Origin of the sequence: Nevskia soli, assembly GCF_903970205.1 — a bacterium.
Classification (GTDB): domain Bacteria; phylum Acidobacteriota; class Terriglobia; order Bryobacterales; family Bryobacteraceae; genus Bog-113.
The window spans coordinates 1-18,363 of sequence record NZ_CAJCHS010000397.1 but is presented as its reverse complement, the minus strand read 5'-3'; the positions used below and the strand labels follow the sequence as shown (position 1 = coordinate 18,363).

Sequence of the window (18,363 nt, the reverse complement as noted above, 5' to 3'; positions counted from 1 at the left end):
GGATTCGGCGCCTTGTCTTATGCCGAGAATAAGAGCCAGGGACGCGGCTAAGTGTGTTCAGTCCTTATCCTTCGATTGCTCCTCGTGGCTTTTTTCGCGCGGTTTGACGGTGGACCGCACGACCATGAACTTGTTCAGTATGTCGAACCAGAAGGGGGCGCCTAGCGACACGGCGATGGCGGTCAAGAGCCAGCCGAGTAACATCTGCGGCCACGCCCCGGGGTCGGCCAGCTCATTCTGATTCAGCCCCAGCGGAATTCCAAGATTCGAAATTTGCGACACCTGGTCCTCAGCCTGCCTTATCTGATCTTTGATCGGTTGACCGCTCGTGCTGTCCGGTTGCTTGGCCGATTGAGCCGCCGCCACGATCGACTGTCGCAGCGTGGAATCGATCGACAATTGCTTGACTATGGCGATGGAGTTCGCGTTGAGTGCAACGGCGATTACCAGTCCGATCGCGAACAGCGCCCACTGTGTGCGGTACTTATACCAACCGGATACCCGGTCCATCGCGCTGTTGTACCAATCCTCGATACTCTTTTCCAGCTTGACAGGGTCGTTTCCGGCTGCGTCGATCATCGAGACCAGCGGTTTTCCGACTTTCTCGGTGGTGGGATCGCCGGCGAGCTTTAGCGCCGCCGTCCGCAAGGCGCTTACCATGGCCGGCACATCTTTCTGGACATTCCCCGCGGGGCTCAGGTGTGCGGCGTCCGGAACGATGTCAAGAAAGGCCATCACGAAGTTTTGAGCAGGTATATAGGATGGAAGCTTGCCCGGCTTCTTCGGATCGAAGTCTCCCTCGAAGAGCCCGAAAATCTGGCCGTGGTTATAGAGCCGCTTGACCAACCCCGTTGCGTTGTCATCGTCCAACAGCGTCTTGAGACCGCGCAGAAGCTCTTTCCCGCGCATGTTGAAGAACGAGAAGATGATTTCATTGACGGTTGAGGCGATCAGGCTGAGCATCAGGAATACAAAGACGATTCCTATGGCAATATCGATTACGGAAGAGCCGAACATGTCGCGTCCTCTGATAGATTATGCACTAACAGCCTGTGTCAAAACCGGCTCCCTCACGGTCGCGGCTCAGTAACGCAATGAGTTACTGAGCCGCGACCGTGAGCAAGCGGTCTTTGCGGACTTTTGACAGGGGCTGCTAAGTGCGAGTCAATCGGACCCGTTCCCGTCAAGTATTTTTCTTGACAACATTTTGAACAGAGATCGGCGACGATGGAAACGTGGCTTTCGCGCGGTCGGTAAAGAGGTCGCGTGAAAACTCTTCGTTGATGTCGAGCACACGCCGCAAAGGCCAGTCTGGCAGCGGAGGACCCTCCCTTTCGGTCGGGCTCGGAGTGGGCTGCGCGGCGCCGCACGCCCCTTAGTTCCTCATGTTTTTGACATGTAGACTCAGTACGTTACTGAGCCGCGACGGTGACGGAGCGGTTACTGCACAGGCTGCTACAGTCCCGCGTACCAGTCATAACCCTGCTCGGCCCAGTAGTCGCGCGGACGCTCCTGGGAGTAAAAGATCCTCCCAATCCGCTTCAGGTTCTTGATGCCGTACTTCGTCGGGATCATCAGCCGAAGCGGAGCTCCGTGCGGCTCGGGCAATGCGTCGCCATCCAACTCATAGGCCAATAGAGTCTGGGGGTGCATGGCACTGGCTAAGTCCAGGCCGACATAGTAACCGGCGTCCGGAGTTTCCATCCCCACGTAATCGTATCCTTCGGGCGCCGGGTACTGCTTCGCGAAGTCGGCGAATTTGACGCCGGCCCAGTGAGCCGTTTGGCTCCATCCCTCGATGCACTTAAACTCCACGGTCTCTTCGGTCCGCGGCATCTTATGGATCGCGTCCATGTCGAGCTCGGCATGAGCTTCGTCTTCATCCGTGTTATAACCGTCAACGACAAGTTTCCATTCAGAAGGGACAAGCGGATCGTCCATCCCGATACGCTCATTCAAGCGAAAAGGCTTGCGTACGGCGGAGAGTGGGAACTGCGGAGCCTTCGCGCGGTCGGTGAAGAGGTCGCGTGAGAATTCTTCATTGATGTCGAGCACGCGCCGCAAAGGCCAAGGCTGACCAAGATCCTGCGGGCGCGTGCGGATCCATTCCCAGACACCGAGTCCGCCCAGAGTAGCGAGTCCTCCGACTAGAAAGCTTCGGCGCGAACGGCGCGCCATCTCCCGCTCGACCAGCGCGTTATTTTCGGCAATGCGGCGACGCTCTTCTTCGAGCCGCGCGATCTCTTCCGGCGTTTGCTCCGGCAGGCTAGACATTGGCTCGTTCGGCATGCGGCTCCTCCTGAGTCGTTATCTCGTATCCGGTAACCATGCTGCGGAAGTTATTCCAGCCCGCGATGATCACCTGAACGATATGCACCACGAAGAACGCGCAGAAGCCCATGGTAAGTAGAAAGTGCTCCAATCGCGCCATGCGATACCCGCCCAGCAGAGTCGTCAGCCAGGATTGCTCGGTTGGCTTGTAGATTGCAACACCGGTAAGTAAGCTGCCGAGACCCATCAGGATGATCGCGGTGTAAGTCACCCGCTGCGCCGCATTGAACCGGCCCTGCGGGGGCGCCTTCTTGATTAGGTGCAGATCGTGAAGCGCGACTTGAATCGCCTCGCCGAAATTACGCCACGTCGGAACCAGATAGCGCCACTCGCCGGAAACGATGGAGTAGATAACATACGCGATCCCGTTGATGGCGAATATCCACGCCAAAAAGAAATGCCAGGCCATTCCCATCGCCAAATGGTGTTCCAGACCCAGCGACTTATTGAACCAGTCCGGAAAGAGTTTGAATAGCGTGAAGTTTCCCCAACCAATGCGAAATTCGGGGTAAGCCCAGTAAATCATCAGACCCGAATAAATCATGCCGAAGAGGATGGGAAAGTTAATCCAATGAGTCCAGCGAATGATCGCCGGGTGTTTCTCAGCGAGCTGTTTCATATATGAAGTACATCTATCTGCATGGTTTCGCTTCTTCGCCGGCATCTTCCAAGGCGCGATACTTCCGGGAACGAATGCGTGAGCACGGCGTCGATCTCACAGTTCCCGAGTTGGACAGTGGGGACTTCGAACATCTTACGTTATCCGGACAGCTTTCGGTAATTCAGCAGACGCACGGCAACGGCCCCGCGGTACTGATAGGATCCAGCATGGGCGGCTATCTGGCGGCCCTTTACGCGTCTACGCATCCCGAGATCGCCAAGCTGGTACTGCTTGCCCCCGCTTTTGATTTCGTCCGGCGATTCCCGAAAGTTACGGGTGAGAAACAGTTCGCCGAGTGGAAATCCTCAAGAAAGATCAAGATGTTTCATTACGGCGTGGGGCGCGAATGTCTATTGAATTTCGGGCTGTATGAAGACGCGGAGAACTACCCGGCTTTTCCGGACGTCGGTCAACCGGCGCTGGTGCTGCACGGGATTCACGACGAAATAGTCCCGGTTGAGCTCTCTAAGCAGTTCTGCGCGGCACATTCTAATTGCGAACTACACCTCCTGAACTCGGGGCACGAACTGACCGATGGGCTGCCCGAGATGTGGGCACTCACTGAGCCATTTCTGTTCAGCGAATGACGCGCGCCGATTCCGCTATCGGCAGGTCGTTGATACTCGCTTCCCGGCGTCGCATCAGGCCGCTATCGGCAAATTCCCAAAGCTCGTTGCCGTAGCTGCGGAACCAGTTGCCGCTGTCATCGTGCCACTCGTACATGAACTTTACGGCCATCCGATTCCCGCGAAACCCCCAGAGTTCCTTCTTCAGCTTGTAATCGAGTTCGCGGCTCCACTTGCGCTTGAGGAACTCAGTCACTTCCGCGCGCCCGTTGAGGAACTCCGTGCGATTCCGCCACTGCGTATCCACGGTGTACGCGGCGGCAACCCGTTCGGGATCGCGGGTGTTCCACAGATCCTGGGCGATCTGAACCTTTCGCGCGGCGACTTCGGGGTCGGTGAATGGAGGAGCAATGATCTCAGCCACAGGTTTCTTCCGCGAAGCTTATCGGGCGGTACTCAGCTCGAACTCCCGACTGAGCGGCTGTTCCAGATACCACCGATAAGTCTGCGCAATCCCATCTTCAAGCGAAATCCGCGCCTTCCATCCAATTGAATTGAGCCGCGACACATCCAGCAATTTGCGCGGCGTCCCGTCGGGCTTAGACGTGTCCTGAACCAGAGTCCCTTCGAATCCCACGACCTTGCGGACCAGCATCGCCAGGTCGCGGATACTCACGTCCTCGCCGACGCCCACATTCACGATCTCGGGATCGCTGTAGTGCTTCATCAGGAAAACAGCGGCGTCCGCCAGATCGTCGACATGCAGGAACTCGCGTTTCGGCTTGCCCGATCCCCAGATGGTCACGTCTTTCGCCCCGCTGATCTTCGCTTCATGGAACTTGCGAATCAACGCCGGCAGCACGTGCGACCCTTTCAGGTCGAAGTTGTCATTCGGCCCATACAAGTTCGTCGGCATCAGGCTGATGGCGTCAAACCCGTACTGCTTGCGATACGCCTGGCACATCCCGATTCCCGCGATCTTCGCGATGGCGTAGGGCTCGTTCGTCGGCTCGAGGCGGCCGGTCAGCAGATGCTCTTCCTTCATCGGCTGCGGCGCCAGCTTCGGATAAATGCAGGATGAGCCCAGAAACAGCAGCTTGCGCGCGCCATTCCGCCAGGCCGCATCGATGGCGTTGGTTTGGATCAGCAGGTTATCGCGGATGAAGGCGGCGCCCTCGAGATCGTTCGCCAGGATTCCGCCGACTTTCGCGGCCGCCAGGAAGACATATGCGGGCCGTTCCGCGGCGAAGAACGCGTCGGTCGCGGCCTGATTGCGAAGGTCGAGTTCCGCCCGCGTTTTCAGGATCAGATTCGAGTAGCCCTCAGCCTGCAGCCGGCGTACAATCGCCGACCCGGCGAGGCCGCGATGACCCGCGACGTAGATGCGGTCGTGCTTCTCCATGGTGTCTCTAGGCGCTTACTCAACGCACGCTAAGCGTTGGCCACGCCGCGCAGTGCGACCGAGTGCCCGGCCGTCACCAGGGTGCGTTCCTGCCGTGCCAGCTCCACATCGTGCTCCACCATCATCCGGACCAACTCTTTGAACGACACGCGAGGCTTCCAGCCCAGCGCCTTGCGCGCCTTGCTCGAATCGCCCAGGAGGAAGTCGACCTCCGTCGGCCGAAAATACCGCGGATCGATCTTGACATGCTTCGACCAATCGAGCCCGATCACGCCCGATGCCTCGTCCAGAAAGTCCCGCACCGAATACGCCTCGCCGGTAGCCACCACGTAATCGTCCGGCTTGTTTTTCTGGAGCATCATCCACATCGCTTCGACGTAATCGCCGGCAAAGCCCCAGTCCCGCTTGGCATCCAGGTTCCCCAGGAAGAGCGTGTCCTGCAGCCCGGCCTTGATACGCCCCAGCGCGCGCGTGATCTTGCGGGTCACGAACGTTTCGCCGCGCATCGGGCTCTCGTGGTTGAACAGGATTCCATTCGTCACGAACATCCCGTACGCCTCGCGGTAGTTCTTGCAATACCAGTGCGCCGCGACTTTGCTAACGGCGTAGGGACTGCGCGGATAGAACTCGGTCGACTCGTTCTGCGGCGGATTGGCCGCGCCGAACATCTCCGACGAGCCGGCCTGGTAGATCTTGCACCTCTTGCCGGTCGTGACCTGGTAGTCGCGAACCGATTCCAGCAGGCGCAGCGTGCCCGTCGCCACCACGTCCGCCGTATATTCGGCCTGTTCGAACGAAACACGCACGTGGGACTGCGCGCCCAGGTTGTAGATCTCGTCCGGCTCGACCTTGCGCAGGATACGGCTAAGCGAACTGCCGTCCGTCAGATCGCCATAGTGCAGGAACAGGCGCGCGGCCGGATCGTGCGGGTCTTTATACAGATGGTCGATGCGATCCGTGTTCAGCGTGCTGGCACGGCGTAACAGACCGTGTACCTGGTAGCCCTTGTCTAAAAGAAACGCGCTGAGGTACGAGCCGTCCTGACCCGTGATCCCGGAAATGAGTGCCTTAGGCATCTAACCATTCTACGGAATCCAGAAAAACCGTGCGGGATGCCTCAGTGCATTACAAACGCTTCCTGTGCGATCTGGCCCGCTGCGGTAAGCGTCCAGGGCAGCGTTATGTCCCCAGCCGAGTTGATGATCCAGTTCCCGTCGTAGTCGAGAAGAAAGGAGCCCGCGCGGTAGACCCCGGCCTTCAGTGTCCCCGATCCGTCCCAATCGCCGGTGACCGGAAGATCGCCCGCCTCGCCATAGTTCCGGGTCGGACCGTTCACGGTATACGAGCCGTTCGTGTCCAGCAGCCACTCGCCGTTTCGGAATACGCCTGCTTTCGAATACCCGGTATTGTTCCAGTCACCGGCGACCGGGATGTCGGTAGCGAGTCCGAACGCAAACTGCGCATCTTTCACGCCGGTCGGGATCCCTGAAAGATGACCGCTGAGATCGAGGATGAACGTGCCCGCGCGGTACAGGCCGGCTTTGGCCGTTCCGCTCCCTGTCCAGTCACCGACGACCGGAACGTCGCCCGGCTGTCCGAACACGAACGTCCGGTCGCCCGAGTCGATCACGCCGTCGCAATTCTCATCGAGATACCAGGCGCCTGCATTGAATGTACCCATACACTGATAGCCCTTGCCCGTCCAATCGCCGACGATCGCGATATCGCCGGGGTGCCCGAAGGTGAAGTTCTGTGTTTGAGCGAAGGGAACATCGTCAAACGCCCAGTTCGCCGCACCCGAAGAGGTGAATACCATCGGCTTCCATCCGACCGGTATGCGCACCGCAAGGGCTGCCCCGATCCCGTGCTGGGTCGTCTGATAGGCATTAAGCACCGGGAAATTAGTCGAGTTCGTCTGCCCGGCGAGGAACACGGTCCCGTATTTATCCACCGCGATTGCATTGCTCTCGTCCATCGCGCTGCCGCCCAGCAGCGTGCTGTAGATCAGCCCCGATCCCGTGCTGTTCAGCTTCGTCAGGAACAGGTCGTACTCGCCGCTCAGCGCCGGTTGTAGATCGCGAACCATCGGGAAATCGCTTGAACCCGTGTAGCCGGTGATGTGCGAGTTTCCCGCGATGTCCACTGCCACGCCCAAACCGAACGAGACGCTGCTGCCTCCCAGACACGTCGAGTACACCATGGCCCCCGCCGCCGTAAGCTTTACCGCGAATGCGCCCACCGTGCCATCCGGATTGGGTGTCGCAAACGCGCCCGGCGTTGTGGGGAAGTTCAGGGATGAAGTCGAGCCCGCGATGTAGATCGCGTTGCTCGAATCCACCGCCAGGCCGGCGGCCGACTCGGTCAACCCCGGCGTCCCACCGCTCCCGCCCAGATAGCTGCTGAAGGTCAGCGCCGTGCCTGCGGGATTCATCTTGAACACGAACGCGTCCTGATTGCCTCCGCTTTGCGGCTGAAAGGCATTCACCACGGGGAAGTTCGAACTCTCCGTCCATCCGGCTACGATCGCCGCGTCCGAGCTGTCTACCGTGAGGGCCGCCGCATGTTCATCCTCTCTGCCTCCCATGTACGTGCTGAATATGACCACCACTCCCGACGGCGCAAGTTTCACCAGAAACGCATCCTGGCCGCCTCCGATCGCCGGTTGAACCGCCTTGACCATAGGGAAATTGACTGACACCGTGTCGCCCGCCACATAGATATCGCCGGTCCGGTCGACCCCAATCCCGTATCCTTGCTCCGCGCTGCTACCCCCCAGGTACGTGCTGAAGACCATCTGCGCGCCCGTGGAGTTCAACTCCGTCACGAACGCATCCTGCGCGCCGTTGATGGCCGGCTGAACCGCTTTGTACGTCGGGAAATTGTTGGCGCTGGTTTGCCCGGTAATGTAGATGTTGTTGAACCGGTCGACGGCCACGGCGAACGCTCGCGTATCCAGCGTTCCGCCGATATAGGTAAGGAACATCAGTTGATTGCCGGTGGCCGAGAGCTTGGCTACGAATGCACCCGTTCGCTGCGGCACTCCGAACGTGGTGGCTCCGGTTGCAATGTCGAACGTGGTGGTGTATCCGGCCACGATCACGTTCCCGCTGCTATCGAGAGCCACGCCTGTTGCCACGGTTTGCCCGGAGCCGTCTAGGTACGTGCTGAACCCGATTACCGGATCGAAGATCAAACGTTTGGCGTGATCGTAAGGTCCGATGGCAATCCCGACGGTATTTTCGCTTATCAACCGGAAAGCACCGGAAACCGGTTTACGAACCCCTGTGATCCGATCCTCCTCAAAAACCTGCGGCGCTTCTTCGCGAAGCTCCCGGTCCCCGCTATGGATGACGAGGGCCCCGTCCACCGCGTGTTCGATCCAATCCGCGCCCATAATCTGCCACGCCACGCGCTGCGGATCGGCGCCCGGCGCGAGTCGAAACTCAGTCTTCAGGTGATCGCTCGCCGAATAGACAGCATCCACGCCCGGCCACAGACCTCGGAACCCAACCGAGGAGAACGTGTCGAACGACGAATTCCGTGGTCCGTCAAACACATGAATCTTGCCCGGCAGCGGCTCAAACCCCTCGGCATGAACAGATTGTGCGCTAAGAAACCGCACCGCGATCGCGCTCGATCCCGGCATCGAGTAAACCACCTCGCGCTGCCGGAACTGCACGGTCATTTCCTTTGTCGCCAGGGTGAAATCCGCCGCTGCCGAACGCGTTTCCGTGGTATGGACAAAGTACAGCGGCATGGCTCCCAGAGGATGGCCGACGACAACCAGTAAAGCGGTATAGGCGACCCAGGAAGGAAGCAGCATGTCGAGTCTGAACTTCTCTTCGGCCAGAACCGACAGGTTCTTTAGGAAGTTTCAGTCCGCGATAAGGTGCAGCGCGACGGAGCGCTGATGCGCACGCGCGCGATGCTCGAAAAGGTAGATTCCCTGCCAGGTTCCAAGCGCAAGGCTCCCATCGATCACCGGAATGCTGAGCGAAGTTTGGGTGAGCACGCTGCGAATGTGGCCCGGCATATCGTCCGGACCCTCGGCCGTGTGCCGGTACCAGGGCTGGTTTTCCGGCACCAGGCGGCGGAAGAATTCGTTGATGTCGCGGACCACATCGGGGTCCGCGTTTTCCTGAATCGTCAACGACGCGGAGGTATGGCGGATAAACACTGTAAGGAGTGCGGTTCTGACGCGCTGCTCCGCAACCCACGAGCTAACTTCGGAAGTGATGTTGTACAGACCCTGCCCGCGAGTTGAGAACGTAAGCAACCGGGTAGATTGAGGCAACTCTCTGAGTATAGAGTTCCGTGTATTCTTCCCGGCCGCGCGCTCAGCGAACGGCATTCCACTACTACCACGCTATTCTCAGTTACTACGTTAGTTCAAAGGAGAGGTAACGGACAGCCCGGGGTAGTAACCGCTCCGTCACCGTCGCGGCTCAGTAACCTAGTTCGGCTCGGTGACGTAGTTCGGCTCGGTAACGTGCTGAGTCTACAGAGCCGCGCGCGTCAGCAAGCGGTGTTTTTCGCTTCCAGTCTAAGTCACTGGCAACGCCTTTCTAGCCTCACGATCGGGGTCATTCTTGGCCACGCACGTGTTATCGAAGATCATCGTCTGACCTTTCGCCGCCGCGTACTTCGGCCATGCCGGCAGACCGGCTCCGTTCGGATCGCCCGTCTTCATGAACTGCAGTAAGGCGCCGGCCATCTTCTTCGATAGCGCCCGCGGTACAGGACCGCCTCCGGTATGAGTAAACATCAGGTCCGTGTTGTAGAACCAGAAGCAGATATCGATACAGTGAAATGCGCGAAGGCGGCTATCGAATAAAGGCGGCTGCCAGGTGAACCAATCGACGTACACCGGTGCGGGCTGTTTCGATTTCACGTCCGCCAGCTCGACGACGCTTTCGCGATTGCTGCTGACCAGCGACCAGATTTCGATCGGCTTCCGGCCGGGAAACGCCTTGACATAGGCGTCGACGACCGCTTGCGCTTTGTCTCCGAATCCCCCGCCGAAGCCGGCTCTTTGTTTGACTCGTTCCACCACCTGGTCGAGAGTCATCGACTCCAGCGAGGAGTCGGCCCAACTAATGGATTGCTCGTTCTCGACCGAACTGATGATCATCGGCACCTCGGCGGCGGTGGGAGCGGCGACGGGGTCGTAGGGATTCTGAGGCAGAATCGTGCCGTCGACAACCGGGCCGAATCCACGCGTCATTCCACCGCCGGGTCCCGCGTTCTTCGCCATCTCCTGTTGCGCTTTCGTGGCAAACGTATAGAATTCCTTCCACGGCATGGCTTGCAGCTTGTCCAAATCGGCGGATGTCAGCCCCGCTTCTTTGACAACCGCGGCGCCCAGGTTCTCGGAATAGGTCTTATCGCCGGCCTTGCGCGACGCGCCGCTCAGCACGACCGCTTTGTGGAACAGCCCTTTCGCGGAAGGCATGGCCGTCAGGACGCAGACTTTCGCGCCGCCGCCGGACTGCCCCATGATCGTCACGTTCCCCGGATCGCCCCCGAAATTCGCAATGTTGTCGCGAACCCATTCAAGAGCGGCCACGATGTCGAGCATGCCGACGTTCCCCGACGCGGCGAACTTCTCGCCGCCCACACCGGCGAGGTTCGTGAACCCCAGCGGACCCAGCCGGTGGTTGATGGAGCAAAAGACCACGTCGCCGAAGCGCGCGAAGTTCTCGCCGTTGTATCCGTCCTGCTCGATCCCGTTGCCGGCGGTGTAGCCGCCTCCGTGGATCCAGAAAAGCACAGGCCGTTTCTTACTCGTATCAAGCGCGGGGGTGAAGACGTTGATGCGCAGACAGTCTTCGCTCACGTCGTCATAGTTCCAGTGGTCCCGGAAGGAAGCGTATTTGTTCGCGTACCGGTTGTCCATATTCTGCGGTGCGGTATTGCCCCACCAGAGCGCCGGGTAGACCGTGGTCCAGGGCGTGGGTTTCTGCGGCGGCATGAAGCGGTTGGCTCCGGAGGTATCGGCGCCATAGGGCATTCCGAGGAAATAGTAAATGCCCCGGAGCTGATAGCCTCGGACCTTCCCGTATTGGGTGTCGGCTACCGCGATGTTGTCGCCGACAAGGAGGAGCTGCCCCTCATGATGCTCGCGGTGGGCCTCCGCGATGGCGTTTGGCGGGTTGGCAGCCAGCGTTGAGGTAAGAGCAAGACCGGCCGAACCGGTTCCGATGGTCTGTACGAACTGCCGTCTGTTGGGTTTCATGGTCTTCACGGTGCCGACATTATATCGACATGCCGCACGCGAGCCAAGCCCTTCAAACGTGAAAAGGGGAGCCTTGCGGCTCCCCTCGATTTCCTGATTGGTTTAGATACCCGGATTAGAAGGTAACTTTACCGGTGATCTGCACGAGACGCGGTCCGGAGTCGAAGCCCAGGAAGTTGCCGTACGGGCTGGTCGGCGTTCCGGTCATGTTGAGAATCTGGCCGAAAGTGGAATCACCCAGACCGTTGTCCGGAATGTTGAAGTTCGCGTGATTGAAGACGTTAAACGCCTGCGCGCCGAATCCAAACAGCAGTCTCTCGGTCAGGTGGAACGTCTTATAGAGCTGCATGTCCATGTCGAAGTAACCGGGACCGCGGAACTGGTTCCGATCTTGTGGCGCAATGCCGGGATACCCGGTAAACGACGCTGAAGCGCTGTTGAGGAAATTGTTCGCGTTCAGGCAGGCCGTATTGACCGCGGAGGCCCCGCAATTCGAGGTGTAGGTTCCGGTCGGGTAAGCGAGGATCGGTGCGTCTGTATTCGAGATTGCTCCGTTCCAGTTGTTGTCGATGATAGAGAAAGGCACGCCGGAGCGCACGAACACCTTGCCGGACCACTGCCACCCACCGAATACGGAGTTTACGAAGTGATTGCCGAATTTGTAGTCGGGGGTGTACACCCAGTCACCATTCAAGGTGTGTCGGATGTCGTAATCCGAGTTTCCGTAATTGTCGACGCGGAGCCCGTAAGGGCTGATCTGCGTACCGATCGCATTGGTGAAGTTGATCGGGAAGATTCCTCCGTTGGAAACATCGTCAAGACCGTGAGACCAGGTGTAATTCAGGTCGAATGTGAGTCCATGGGAAAGCCGCTTCCGGACCGTGACGGTGGCGCCATTGTAGCTGGAGACGCCTCCGTTCTGGACGGCCGTAACGGTTCCGTAGTTGGGAACCGGCGGGGCGCCGAACGGGATAGCGCCCACGGTCGGGTAAATCCCATAGCCGGGGTCATACGCGTTGCCCCAGGTGTTCGAGTACGGGATCTTGATTCCGTGGTTTCCGTTATAGGCGAGGATGACGGCGTACGAGCCGCCGAGGTCGCGCTGGATCTGGAAGTTCCACTCCTGATAAACCGGCGAGTGGATGGTCCCGTTGAAGTAGGTGAACGACGGAGCCTCAAAGAGCGAACCCAGACCGGACAGCGTGTTGGAGATCTGGTTGTAGCTTTCATTGATGTTGAAGTTCGCCGCCGAACTGGAAAACAGTGCAGCCCCGCCGGCCGGGTCAAAGGGCAGTACGCCGGCCGTGGGACGGACGCGTATGGAGACCGAAGACGGAGGGTTTCCGAGCAGGTCGTCTACGAGGCCCGCCGGTGCATTGTCATAGAACATGCCGGCGCCGCCGCTGAAGACGGTCTTGCCGGACTTGCCGGGCGACCAGGAGAAACCGAGCCGGGGCGACCAATCGATCGTATCGACACCGGGGAACGCATAGTGCAGCCCGGTAGCGATGTCCGCGCTATACGGAACATCACCGGGGTCGGACGAAGTGGTGGAGGCTAAAGTCGAGAACGACGATTTGAAGTCGTTGAAGCAGTTGGTCTGGCAAACGGGATTCGAATTGTGTTCACCGCGGAGCGCGATGGTCAACTTCAAATTCGGCCGAATTCTCCACTCGTCCTGCGCATAAACACCCAGGCCCCACGTCGCGACCGGTACATCGTTGGCGAGGTTGTCGGACTGGCGATACTGAAACGCCAAGCCATCGGCGTATTGCTGCAGACCGTTGTCGGTGTAGCCGAAATAGACGGCGGGCGAGTTGAAGAAGAAGTTGTGGTCGCTGATGTCATAACGGCGGAAGTTCTCGCCGAATTTCAGGTTGTGCGTTCCGAAGGTGTAGCTGAAATCGTCGATGAACTGATACTGGGTGATGTTGCGGCCCTGCGGGAATTCGTAGATGGCATTGAAGCCGCTAAAAGGGACCGAACCCGAGGTGATGATGCCGTACGGGAACGTGCTCGATGCCAGGGAACTGTTCTGCGTGAACTGAGCCTGGTAGTAGCTCAGCGTGGCCATGAAGGAGTTGATGGCCCGCGGGCTGAAGATGTGGGTTTCGTTCAACTGGGTGTCCCACGAGGGTTGCACGGAAATGGCGTCGAAGTTCGCGCTAATCGGATCGATTGAGGTCGGCTGCGTGCCGCGATCCTGCTTGTAGCGGAAATAAGCCTGGTCCTTGTCGCTGAATCGATGGTCCACGCGGCCGGCCAGAATCCATTCCGAAGCCAGCGCGGAAGGGGTCGCCTGGTACCGGACAGCGCAATTCTGCGTCGTAGGATCGAAGCCGGTCAAAGTCAGCGCGGCACAAGCGGAATTGTTCGCTAACGGAGAGGCGGAGCCGTAACCCGGCGCGTTTTCGTAGAGGTTGAACATCTTCTGATACGTCGCCGCCTCATTGGGCTGCGTGGCCTGGACGTTGGCCAGCACCGCATTCGCAAACGCCATGCTCGGCGCCGTGATGACGTCGGTGTTCGGGAGCAGGAACTTCAACCCTTCGTTGTCGAGGAAGAAGAAGGTCTTGTCCTTGATGATCGGACCGCCGATGGAATCGGACCACTGATTCGCGTTGGCGAAGGGAGTCGGCGCGCCGCCCGCGTTATTGAAGAAATCGTTGGCGTTGAGGATGCGGCCGTTCCAGTAGTAACCAAGGTTACCGTGGATCTGGTTTGTGCCGGATTTCGTGATATAAGAAACCTGCGCTCCCGAGAGCTGACCGTACTGTCCGCTATACGGGTTCGTGGTCACGGTAACTTCCTGAACTTCGTTGGCCCCGAGCGTGAGGTTGGATGCACCCGAGTTGTTGATATTGAAGTACGGGTCCATGTTGTTCTCACCGTTCGTGGTGAATAGGTTCGAGGTGCCCGGCAAACCATTGACCGTGAAGTTGCCGTATCCGCTAGCGCCGGCAGGCGCGATGGCGACGACGACGCCCGGAGCAGTGAACGCGATATTCGTTAGATCGTTGCCGGCACTCGGCAGCAATGCCACCTGCTGCTGGGTAAAGGTGGTGATCTGAGCCGGGTCGTCACTGACGAGCGGGACTGCGGCGGAAACTTCGACGGTGGTGGCCGCTTTTCCGACCTCCACAACCAGATTGGACGTAGCGACGCTTCCAACCGACACTTCAACCTGACGTTCTGTTTTTTCAAAGCCAGCCGCCGTCGTCGAAATCGTGTAGCGGCCGGGCTTCACAAGCGAGAAGCGGTATTCCCCCGAGCCGTTCGAGGTCGCCGTCTGGACAGAGCCCGTGTCGAGGCTGGTTAGTGTTACGGTGGCATTGGGAATGACGGCGCCGCTGGCATCCGAGATGTTTCCGGACACGCCGCCCGTAGTTAGAGATTGTGCTTGGCTGGGCAGGCTGGCCACATTCAGCACGACCGCGACGAACATCGCCGGCAGAAGTGTACTGAGGACGAGCGCCGCAAGCCTTAGTTTGGCGTTTTTTGGTGCGATCATAGCGGTCCATGGTTGCACGCCCCGCGCCAAAGCTAAGTGATTGATAGTAATGCGTTTAAAATTTGCTTACGTTTGCGTATTTGCGATTATTGAATTTAAAGGCGTATTTCGCTTCCAACATCCATAGACCCGCGGCGGCACGACATTGCTCGGCAAGCTGTCGAGATTCGTCTCACCACCGTACGGACGAGTCCGGGCGCTGCTTCACAAGACGCTAAAATCGGCACATGCGCGCAGCCACTCTACTTTTCGCCGTCCCTCTGCTGACCCAGGCCGCCACGATTTCCCTCACTCAACCGAAAGCCTTGAGCGGAGCCGCCGTGCTCGACCCTTCCGTCGCCCACAATGGTTCACTGTCCGTGCGCGTCGAGCCCACCGCGACGGGCAGTGACGCCCGCATTGAGCTGCAATCGGTTTCCCTCACGCCCGGCAAGCGCTACGTTCTCTCCGCGTGGGTCCGAACCAACGCGCTCACCGTCGAGGATCACGGCCGATCTCCCATCGCTACCGGCGCGGCGCTTACGCTCGGTTCCATGCCGTACGATGTTCACTCGCCGTCGCTCGGAGGAACGCGCGACTGGTCGGAACTGCGGCTTCCTTTCACCGCCTCGGTTTCCAAAGACACCGTAGTCCTGACGGCGGGTCTCGGCGGAACCCTCCACGGCACTGCCTGGTTCTCGGACGTTCATCTGGAAGGGCCTGTCTCTGAACGAACCTGGCCTTCCAAAGCTGCTCTCCAGACCTATGGTCCGGCCTACCGATATCCGGAAGGCGGCTGGATCTACCTACATATCGAAGGAGAGCCCTATGAACGCGGGTATCAACACGGCCGGCTCCTTTCTCATGAGATAGAAACCTATCTGCAGCGCTGCGCCTCCGAACTCGACTCTAGCTCGCGCAAGCAAGCCTGGGATTGGGGCCGGACCAGCGCCGACGCGCTCTTCCTTCGTAGCTTCGACGCCGAACTTCTCCAGGAAATGAAAGGTATCGCCGACGGCGCTGCCGATGCCGGGGCGAAGTTCGACGATCGCAAAGTCGACTTACTCGACATCGTGACGGCCAACACGCTTAACGATCTTGCTTTTCTTCGCGGCGCCATGCCGGTAACTCCCACCGGTCTCGAACTGTTTAAGCTGGAAAAGCCGCCATACTCGGAAGTCAAGCCCGCTTCGAAGAATAGTCTGGCTTCTACCGACCACTGCAGCGCCTTCTGCGCCAACGGCAAAGCTACCAGGGACGGCCGCATGGTAATCGGACATATCACGATGTGGCCGCTTACTCTAGCTGAACAGACCAACATTATGTTGGACGTCCAACCTACGACGGGCCACCGCGTCCTGATGCAAAGCTATCCCGGAGGGATACAGAGCGGCACGGACTGGTATCAGAACGATGTCGGCGTGGTGCTCACCGAAACCACCATCCGCCAAAGCCCTTTCAATATCAGCGGGCTCTCGGTTGCCTATCGAGCGCGTAAGGCGATTCAGTATGGGGATGACATCGATGCGGTGGTGAAGCACCTGGGCGACAAGAACAACGGTCTTTATACCAATGAGTGGCTGATCGCCGACGCCCGCACGAATGAGATTGCCATGTACGAGCTGGGCACTTACAAGACGCGCCTTTACCGGAGTTCCAATAAAGACTGGTTCGGCGGAACGGAAGGCTTCTACTGGGGAGATAACAACGCCAAAGACCTGCAGGTACGCCTGGAATATCAGCCCGATCCGCATGGCGAGCCCGCTTATGTCCCCTATGTCGCCGAGGAGCGTGACCTTACCTGGCAGAACCTATATGAGAAGTTCCACGGCCAGATCGATCAGAACTTCGCGTTTCTTGCGTTCCGTACCGCTCCGCTAGTTACTTCTTCGGCAATGGATGCCAAGGTTCTCAATGCCGAGATGGCTAAGAACATGATGGTCTGGGCGAACTTCGGCAAACCGAACCAGCGCGAATGGGTGCCGCGTGAGTGGGATCAGAAACAATACGATCAGAACCAGGGACTCTATTCGAGCGGCTATCATCTCTTCTCAGCTGCCGCGTCTCCGGAACTGCAGGCACTGGTAGCGCAAAAAGATAAAGAACGCCTCGCCGCCCAAAAGCCGAAAGACGAAGAGGCCAAGAAACCGGATAAGTCGCCCTATGAAGACCGTCTTTGGAAAGGTTGGATTTTACCCGCTTCGAGCGAAGATACCTGGCTGGCGGCCGGCTCGGCCAGTTACTACGACGCGCTGGCGGATGCTGACTATGAGAAGCGTATTGCGCGCCTGCGGGCGGGATTCACGGCCGCAACCCTTGCCGGAGACAATGAGCTCCAGCGCTTCCAACAGGCGTCCTGTCGCGGCGCGCTGCTTTTGGACGCTTTGCGCAAGCAAATGGGCGATGACCGGTTCTTCGCTTTCATGAAGTCCTTTTTCGACGCGAACACGACTAAGCCCGTGTCCACGGCTCAATTTCGGGCGGCCGCCGGTCCCGCAAGCCAGACGGCGATCGACACCTGGCTCAATGCCGCTCCCCCGGTCTCCCCGTCAGGACCTATATATGTAGCGACTGACTTCCACCCGCTTGCCAAACGCCTGGCAAATACGGTTATCGTCTATGGAACTTCGGACGAAGCCGGAGCGAATCGATACGCGGCGGAGCAGGTCGCAAAGGACGTCCTCGAAATGTACGAAGATGCGGTTCCGGTTCGCAAGGATTTCGAGGTTACCGACCGGGACCTGCGCGATCGTGAAGTCATCTTCGTCGGCCGGCCCGCTACGAACTCGGCCCTTGCCGCCTGGCAATCTAAGCTAAGCCTCAACTATGACGGCGGTGTTTTCACTATTGACGGAAAGGATCACGGCGCGGAAACCGAGTCGCTCGCCTGGACGGCGGCCAATCCACTCGATCCGAAGCACATGGTCTTGGTTCTCGCGGGAAACAGTCCGGTCGAAACGGTTCGCGTGGCTAAGAAGCAGTTTAAGACAACCCAGTATGCCGTCTACGATTCCGGGAAGGAGACAAGTTCGGGCTTTATTAAGTAGCACGCGCTTATAACTGCACCTGGCGCTCACCGGCCCCCTCTACTTTCTTCCAGCCGCCCTCGCCGGTCTCGAAAACCTCCCATTCATGGGGACGAAAACTGCGCGTCCCCTCATCCCACACGTGGTGGCGGATCTGGATCCGCCACGACTCGATCCGAATCTCATTGAACGAGTTGGGCTCACCCTTATTCCGCCGCGAAATCGCCGTGCCCGCCTGCGCGAAAACCGCCGAGTGCCCTGTCCGCCGGTAGCGCACCGCCGTTGCTCCAGTCGAACTGAGGTGGAGATGACCCGCCAGCATTAGATCGATACACGGCGATAGTATCTCGACCGCGCGCGCCGCTTTGCGCACTAACTGGCGCCTCCTGAATTGTTCGGGCAGATCGAGCGGATGATGGGTCACCAACACGCGGACGACTTCACGCGGCAGGTCGCAGGTTCGCGCGCGAACCCTACTGAGCTGCGCCCGGCTAACGCGGCCGCCTTTCATCGGAAAGATCCGGGGTGTGGAAATGCCGGTGACCACCATCTCCGCATCGCGGTAGAGTGGATCGCAGTCGTTACTAATATATCGCTGATAATACCGGAGACCCTGCCAGTAGCGCCGGAAGGGGTCGTAGAACGGGTAATC

Annotated in this window: 13 protein-coding genes; 2 read left to right on the top strand and 11 right to left on the bottom strand. The window is 59.0% G+C overall.

Going from position 1 to position 18,363, the window contains the following annotated elements; genetic code table 11:
- Positions 1–57: 57 nt before the first annotated feature.
- The 3 genes from H1Y01_RS17255 to H1Y01_RS17245 form a co-directional block, all read right to left on the bottom strand.
- Positions 58–1,017 carry a hypothetical protein gene (locus tag H1Y01_RS17255; protein WP_180541747.1) on the bottom strand — a complete coding sequence of 320 codons (960 nt, stop codon included), beginning with the start codon at positions 1,015–1,017 and terminating at the stop codon, positions 58–60.
- Positions 1,018–1,455: 438 nt separating this feature from the next.
- On the bottom strand, positions 1,456–2,289 hold the full coding sequence (locus H1Y01_RS17250) for a molybdopterin-dependent oxidoreductase (RefSeq protein WP_180541746.1): 834 nt from the start codon (positions 2,287–2,289) through the stop codon (positions 1,456–1,458).
- A complete protein-coding gene (locus H1Y01_RS17245; protein ID WP_180541745.1) occupies positions 2,267–2,950 on the bottom strand; it encodes a cytochrome b/b6 domain-containing protein in 684 nt (227 codons plus the stop codon). Before H1Y01_RS17245 ends, H1Y01_RS17250 begins: the two co-directional genes overlap by 23 nt.
- 2 nt (positions 2,951–2,952) lie before the next feature.
- On the opposite strand from H1Y01_RS17245, the gene H1Y01_RS17240 reads away from it, so the two are divergent.
- Positions 2,953–3,579, top strand: coding sequence for an alpha/beta hydrolase (locus H1Y01_RS17240; RefSeq protein WP_180541744.1), 627 nt, complete (start codon positions 2,953–2,955; stop codon positions 3,577–3,579).
- Here the strand turns inward: H1Y01_RS17240 and H1Y01_RS17235 are convergent.
- The 7 genes from H1Y01_RS17235 to H1Y01_RS17205 form a co-directional block, all read right to left on the bottom strand.
- The gene (locus tag H1Y01_RS17235; RefSeq protein WP_180541743.1) at positions 3,569–3,982 is read right to left on the bottom strand and encodes a nuclear transport factor 2 family protein; all 414 of its coding nucleotides are present in this window, start codon (positions 3,980–3,982) and stop codon (positions 3,569–3,571) included. The two genes, H1Y01_RS17240 and H1Y01_RS17235, sit on opposite strands and share 11 nt — an antisense overlap.
- An 18-nt stretch (positions 3,983–4,000) precedes the next feature.
- Entirely contained in the window at positions 4,001–4,960 is a 960-nt protein-coding gene (fcl, locus tag H1Y01_RS17230) for a GDP-L-fucose synthase (RefSeq protein ID WP_180541742.1), read from the bottom strand.
- Between the two features lie 29 nt (positions 4,961–4,989).
- A complete protein-coding gene (gene gmd, locus H1Y01_RS17225; protein ID WP_180541741.1) occupies positions 4,990–6,036 on the bottom strand; it encodes a GDP-mannose 4,6-dehydratase in 1,047 nt (348 codons plus the stop codon).
- Positions 6,037–6,077: 41 nt separating this feature from the next.
- Positions 6,078–8,783 carry an SBBP repeat-containing protein gene (locus H1Y01_RS17220; RefSeq protein WP_180541740.1) on the bottom strand — a complete coding sequence of 902 codons (2,706 nt, stop codon included), beginning with the start codon at positions 8,781–8,783 and terminating at the stop codon, positions 6,078–6,080.
- 51 nt (positions 8,784–8,834) lie between these two features.
- Entirely contained in the window at positions 8,835–9,254 is a 420-nt protein-coding gene (locus tag H1Y01_RS17215; protein ID WP_219341654.1) for a secondary thiamine-phosphate synthase enzyme YjbQ, read from the bottom strand.
- 249 nt (positions 9,255–9,503) lie between these two features.
- Positions 9,504–11,195, bottom strand: a complete 1,692-nt coding sequence (locus tag H1Y01_RS17210; RefSeq protein WP_180541748.1) for a carboxylesterase/lipase family protein — start codon at positions 11,193–11,195, stop codon at positions 9,504–9,506.
- 115 nt (positions 11,196–11,310) lie between these two features.
- Positions 11,311–14,706 carry a TonB-dependent receptor gene (locus H1Y01_RS17205; RefSeq protein WP_180541738.1) on the bottom strand — a complete coding sequence of 1,132 codons (3,396 nt, stop codon included), beginning with the start codon at positions 14,704–14,706 and terminating at the stop codon, positions 11,311–11,313.
- 227 nt (positions 14,707–14,933) lie between these two features.
- Between H1Y01_RS17205 and H1Y01_RS17200 the strand changes: the two genes are divergently transcribed.
- The gene (locus tag H1Y01_RS17200; RefSeq protein ID WP_180541737.1) at positions 14,934–17,732 is read left to right on the top strand and encodes a C45 family autoproteolytic acyltransferase/hydolase; all 2,799 of its coding nucleotides are present in this window, start codon (positions 14,934–14,936) and stop codon (positions 17,730–17,732) included.
- A 7-nt stretch (positions 17,733–17,739) separates the two neighbouring features.
- Here the strand turns inward: H1Y01_RS17200 and H1Y01_RS17195 are convergent.
- Positions 17,740–18,363 (bottom strand): metallophosphoesterase family protein (locus H1Y01_RS17195; protein WP_180541736.1); only part of this gene is annotated, 624 nt, incomplete at its 5' end.

Bases quoted from the DNA above. Each gene is read 5' to 3' on its own strand.
- H1Y01_RS17255 (WP_180541747.1), bottom strand. From the start codon at position 1,017: ATGTTCGGCTCTTCCGTAATCGATATTGCCATAGGAATCGTCTTTGTA.
- H1Y01_RS17250 (WP_180541746.1), bottom strand. From the start codon at position 2,289: ATGCCGAACGAGCCAATGTCTAGCCTGCCGGAGCAAACGCCGGAAGAG.
- H1Y01_RS17245 (WP_180541745.1), bottom strand. From the start codon at position 2,950: ATGAAACAGCTCGCTGAGAAACACCCGGCGATCATTCGCTGGACTCAT.
- H1Y01_RS17240 (WP_180541744.1), top strand. From the start codon at position 2,953: ATGAAGTACATCTATCTGCATGGTTTCGCTTCTTCGCCGGCATCTTCC.
- fcl (WP_180541742.1), bottom strand. From the start codon at position 4,960: ATGGAGAAGCACGACCGCATCTACGTCGCGGGTCATCGCGGCCTCGCC.
- gmd (WP_180541741.1), bottom strand. From the start codon at position 6,036: ATGCCTAAGGCACTCATTTCCGGGATCACGGGTCAGGACGGCTCGTAC.
- H1Y01_RS17220 (WP_180541740.1), bottom strand. From the start codon at position 8,783: ATGCTGCTTCCTTCCTGGGTCGCCTATACCGCTTTACTGGTTGTCGTC.
- H1Y01_RS17210 (WP_180541748.1), bottom strand. From the start codon at position 11,195: ATGAAACCCAACAGACGGCAGTTCGTACAGACCATCGGAACCGGTTCG.
- H1Y01_RS17205 (WP_180541738.1), bottom strand. From the start codon at position 14,706: ATGATCGCACCAAAAAACGCCAAACTAAGGCTTGCGGCGCTCGTCCTC.
- H1Y01_RS17200 (WP_180541737.1), top strand. From the start codon at position 14,934: ATGCGCGCAGCCACTCTACTTTTCGCCGTCCCTCTGCTGACCCAGGCC.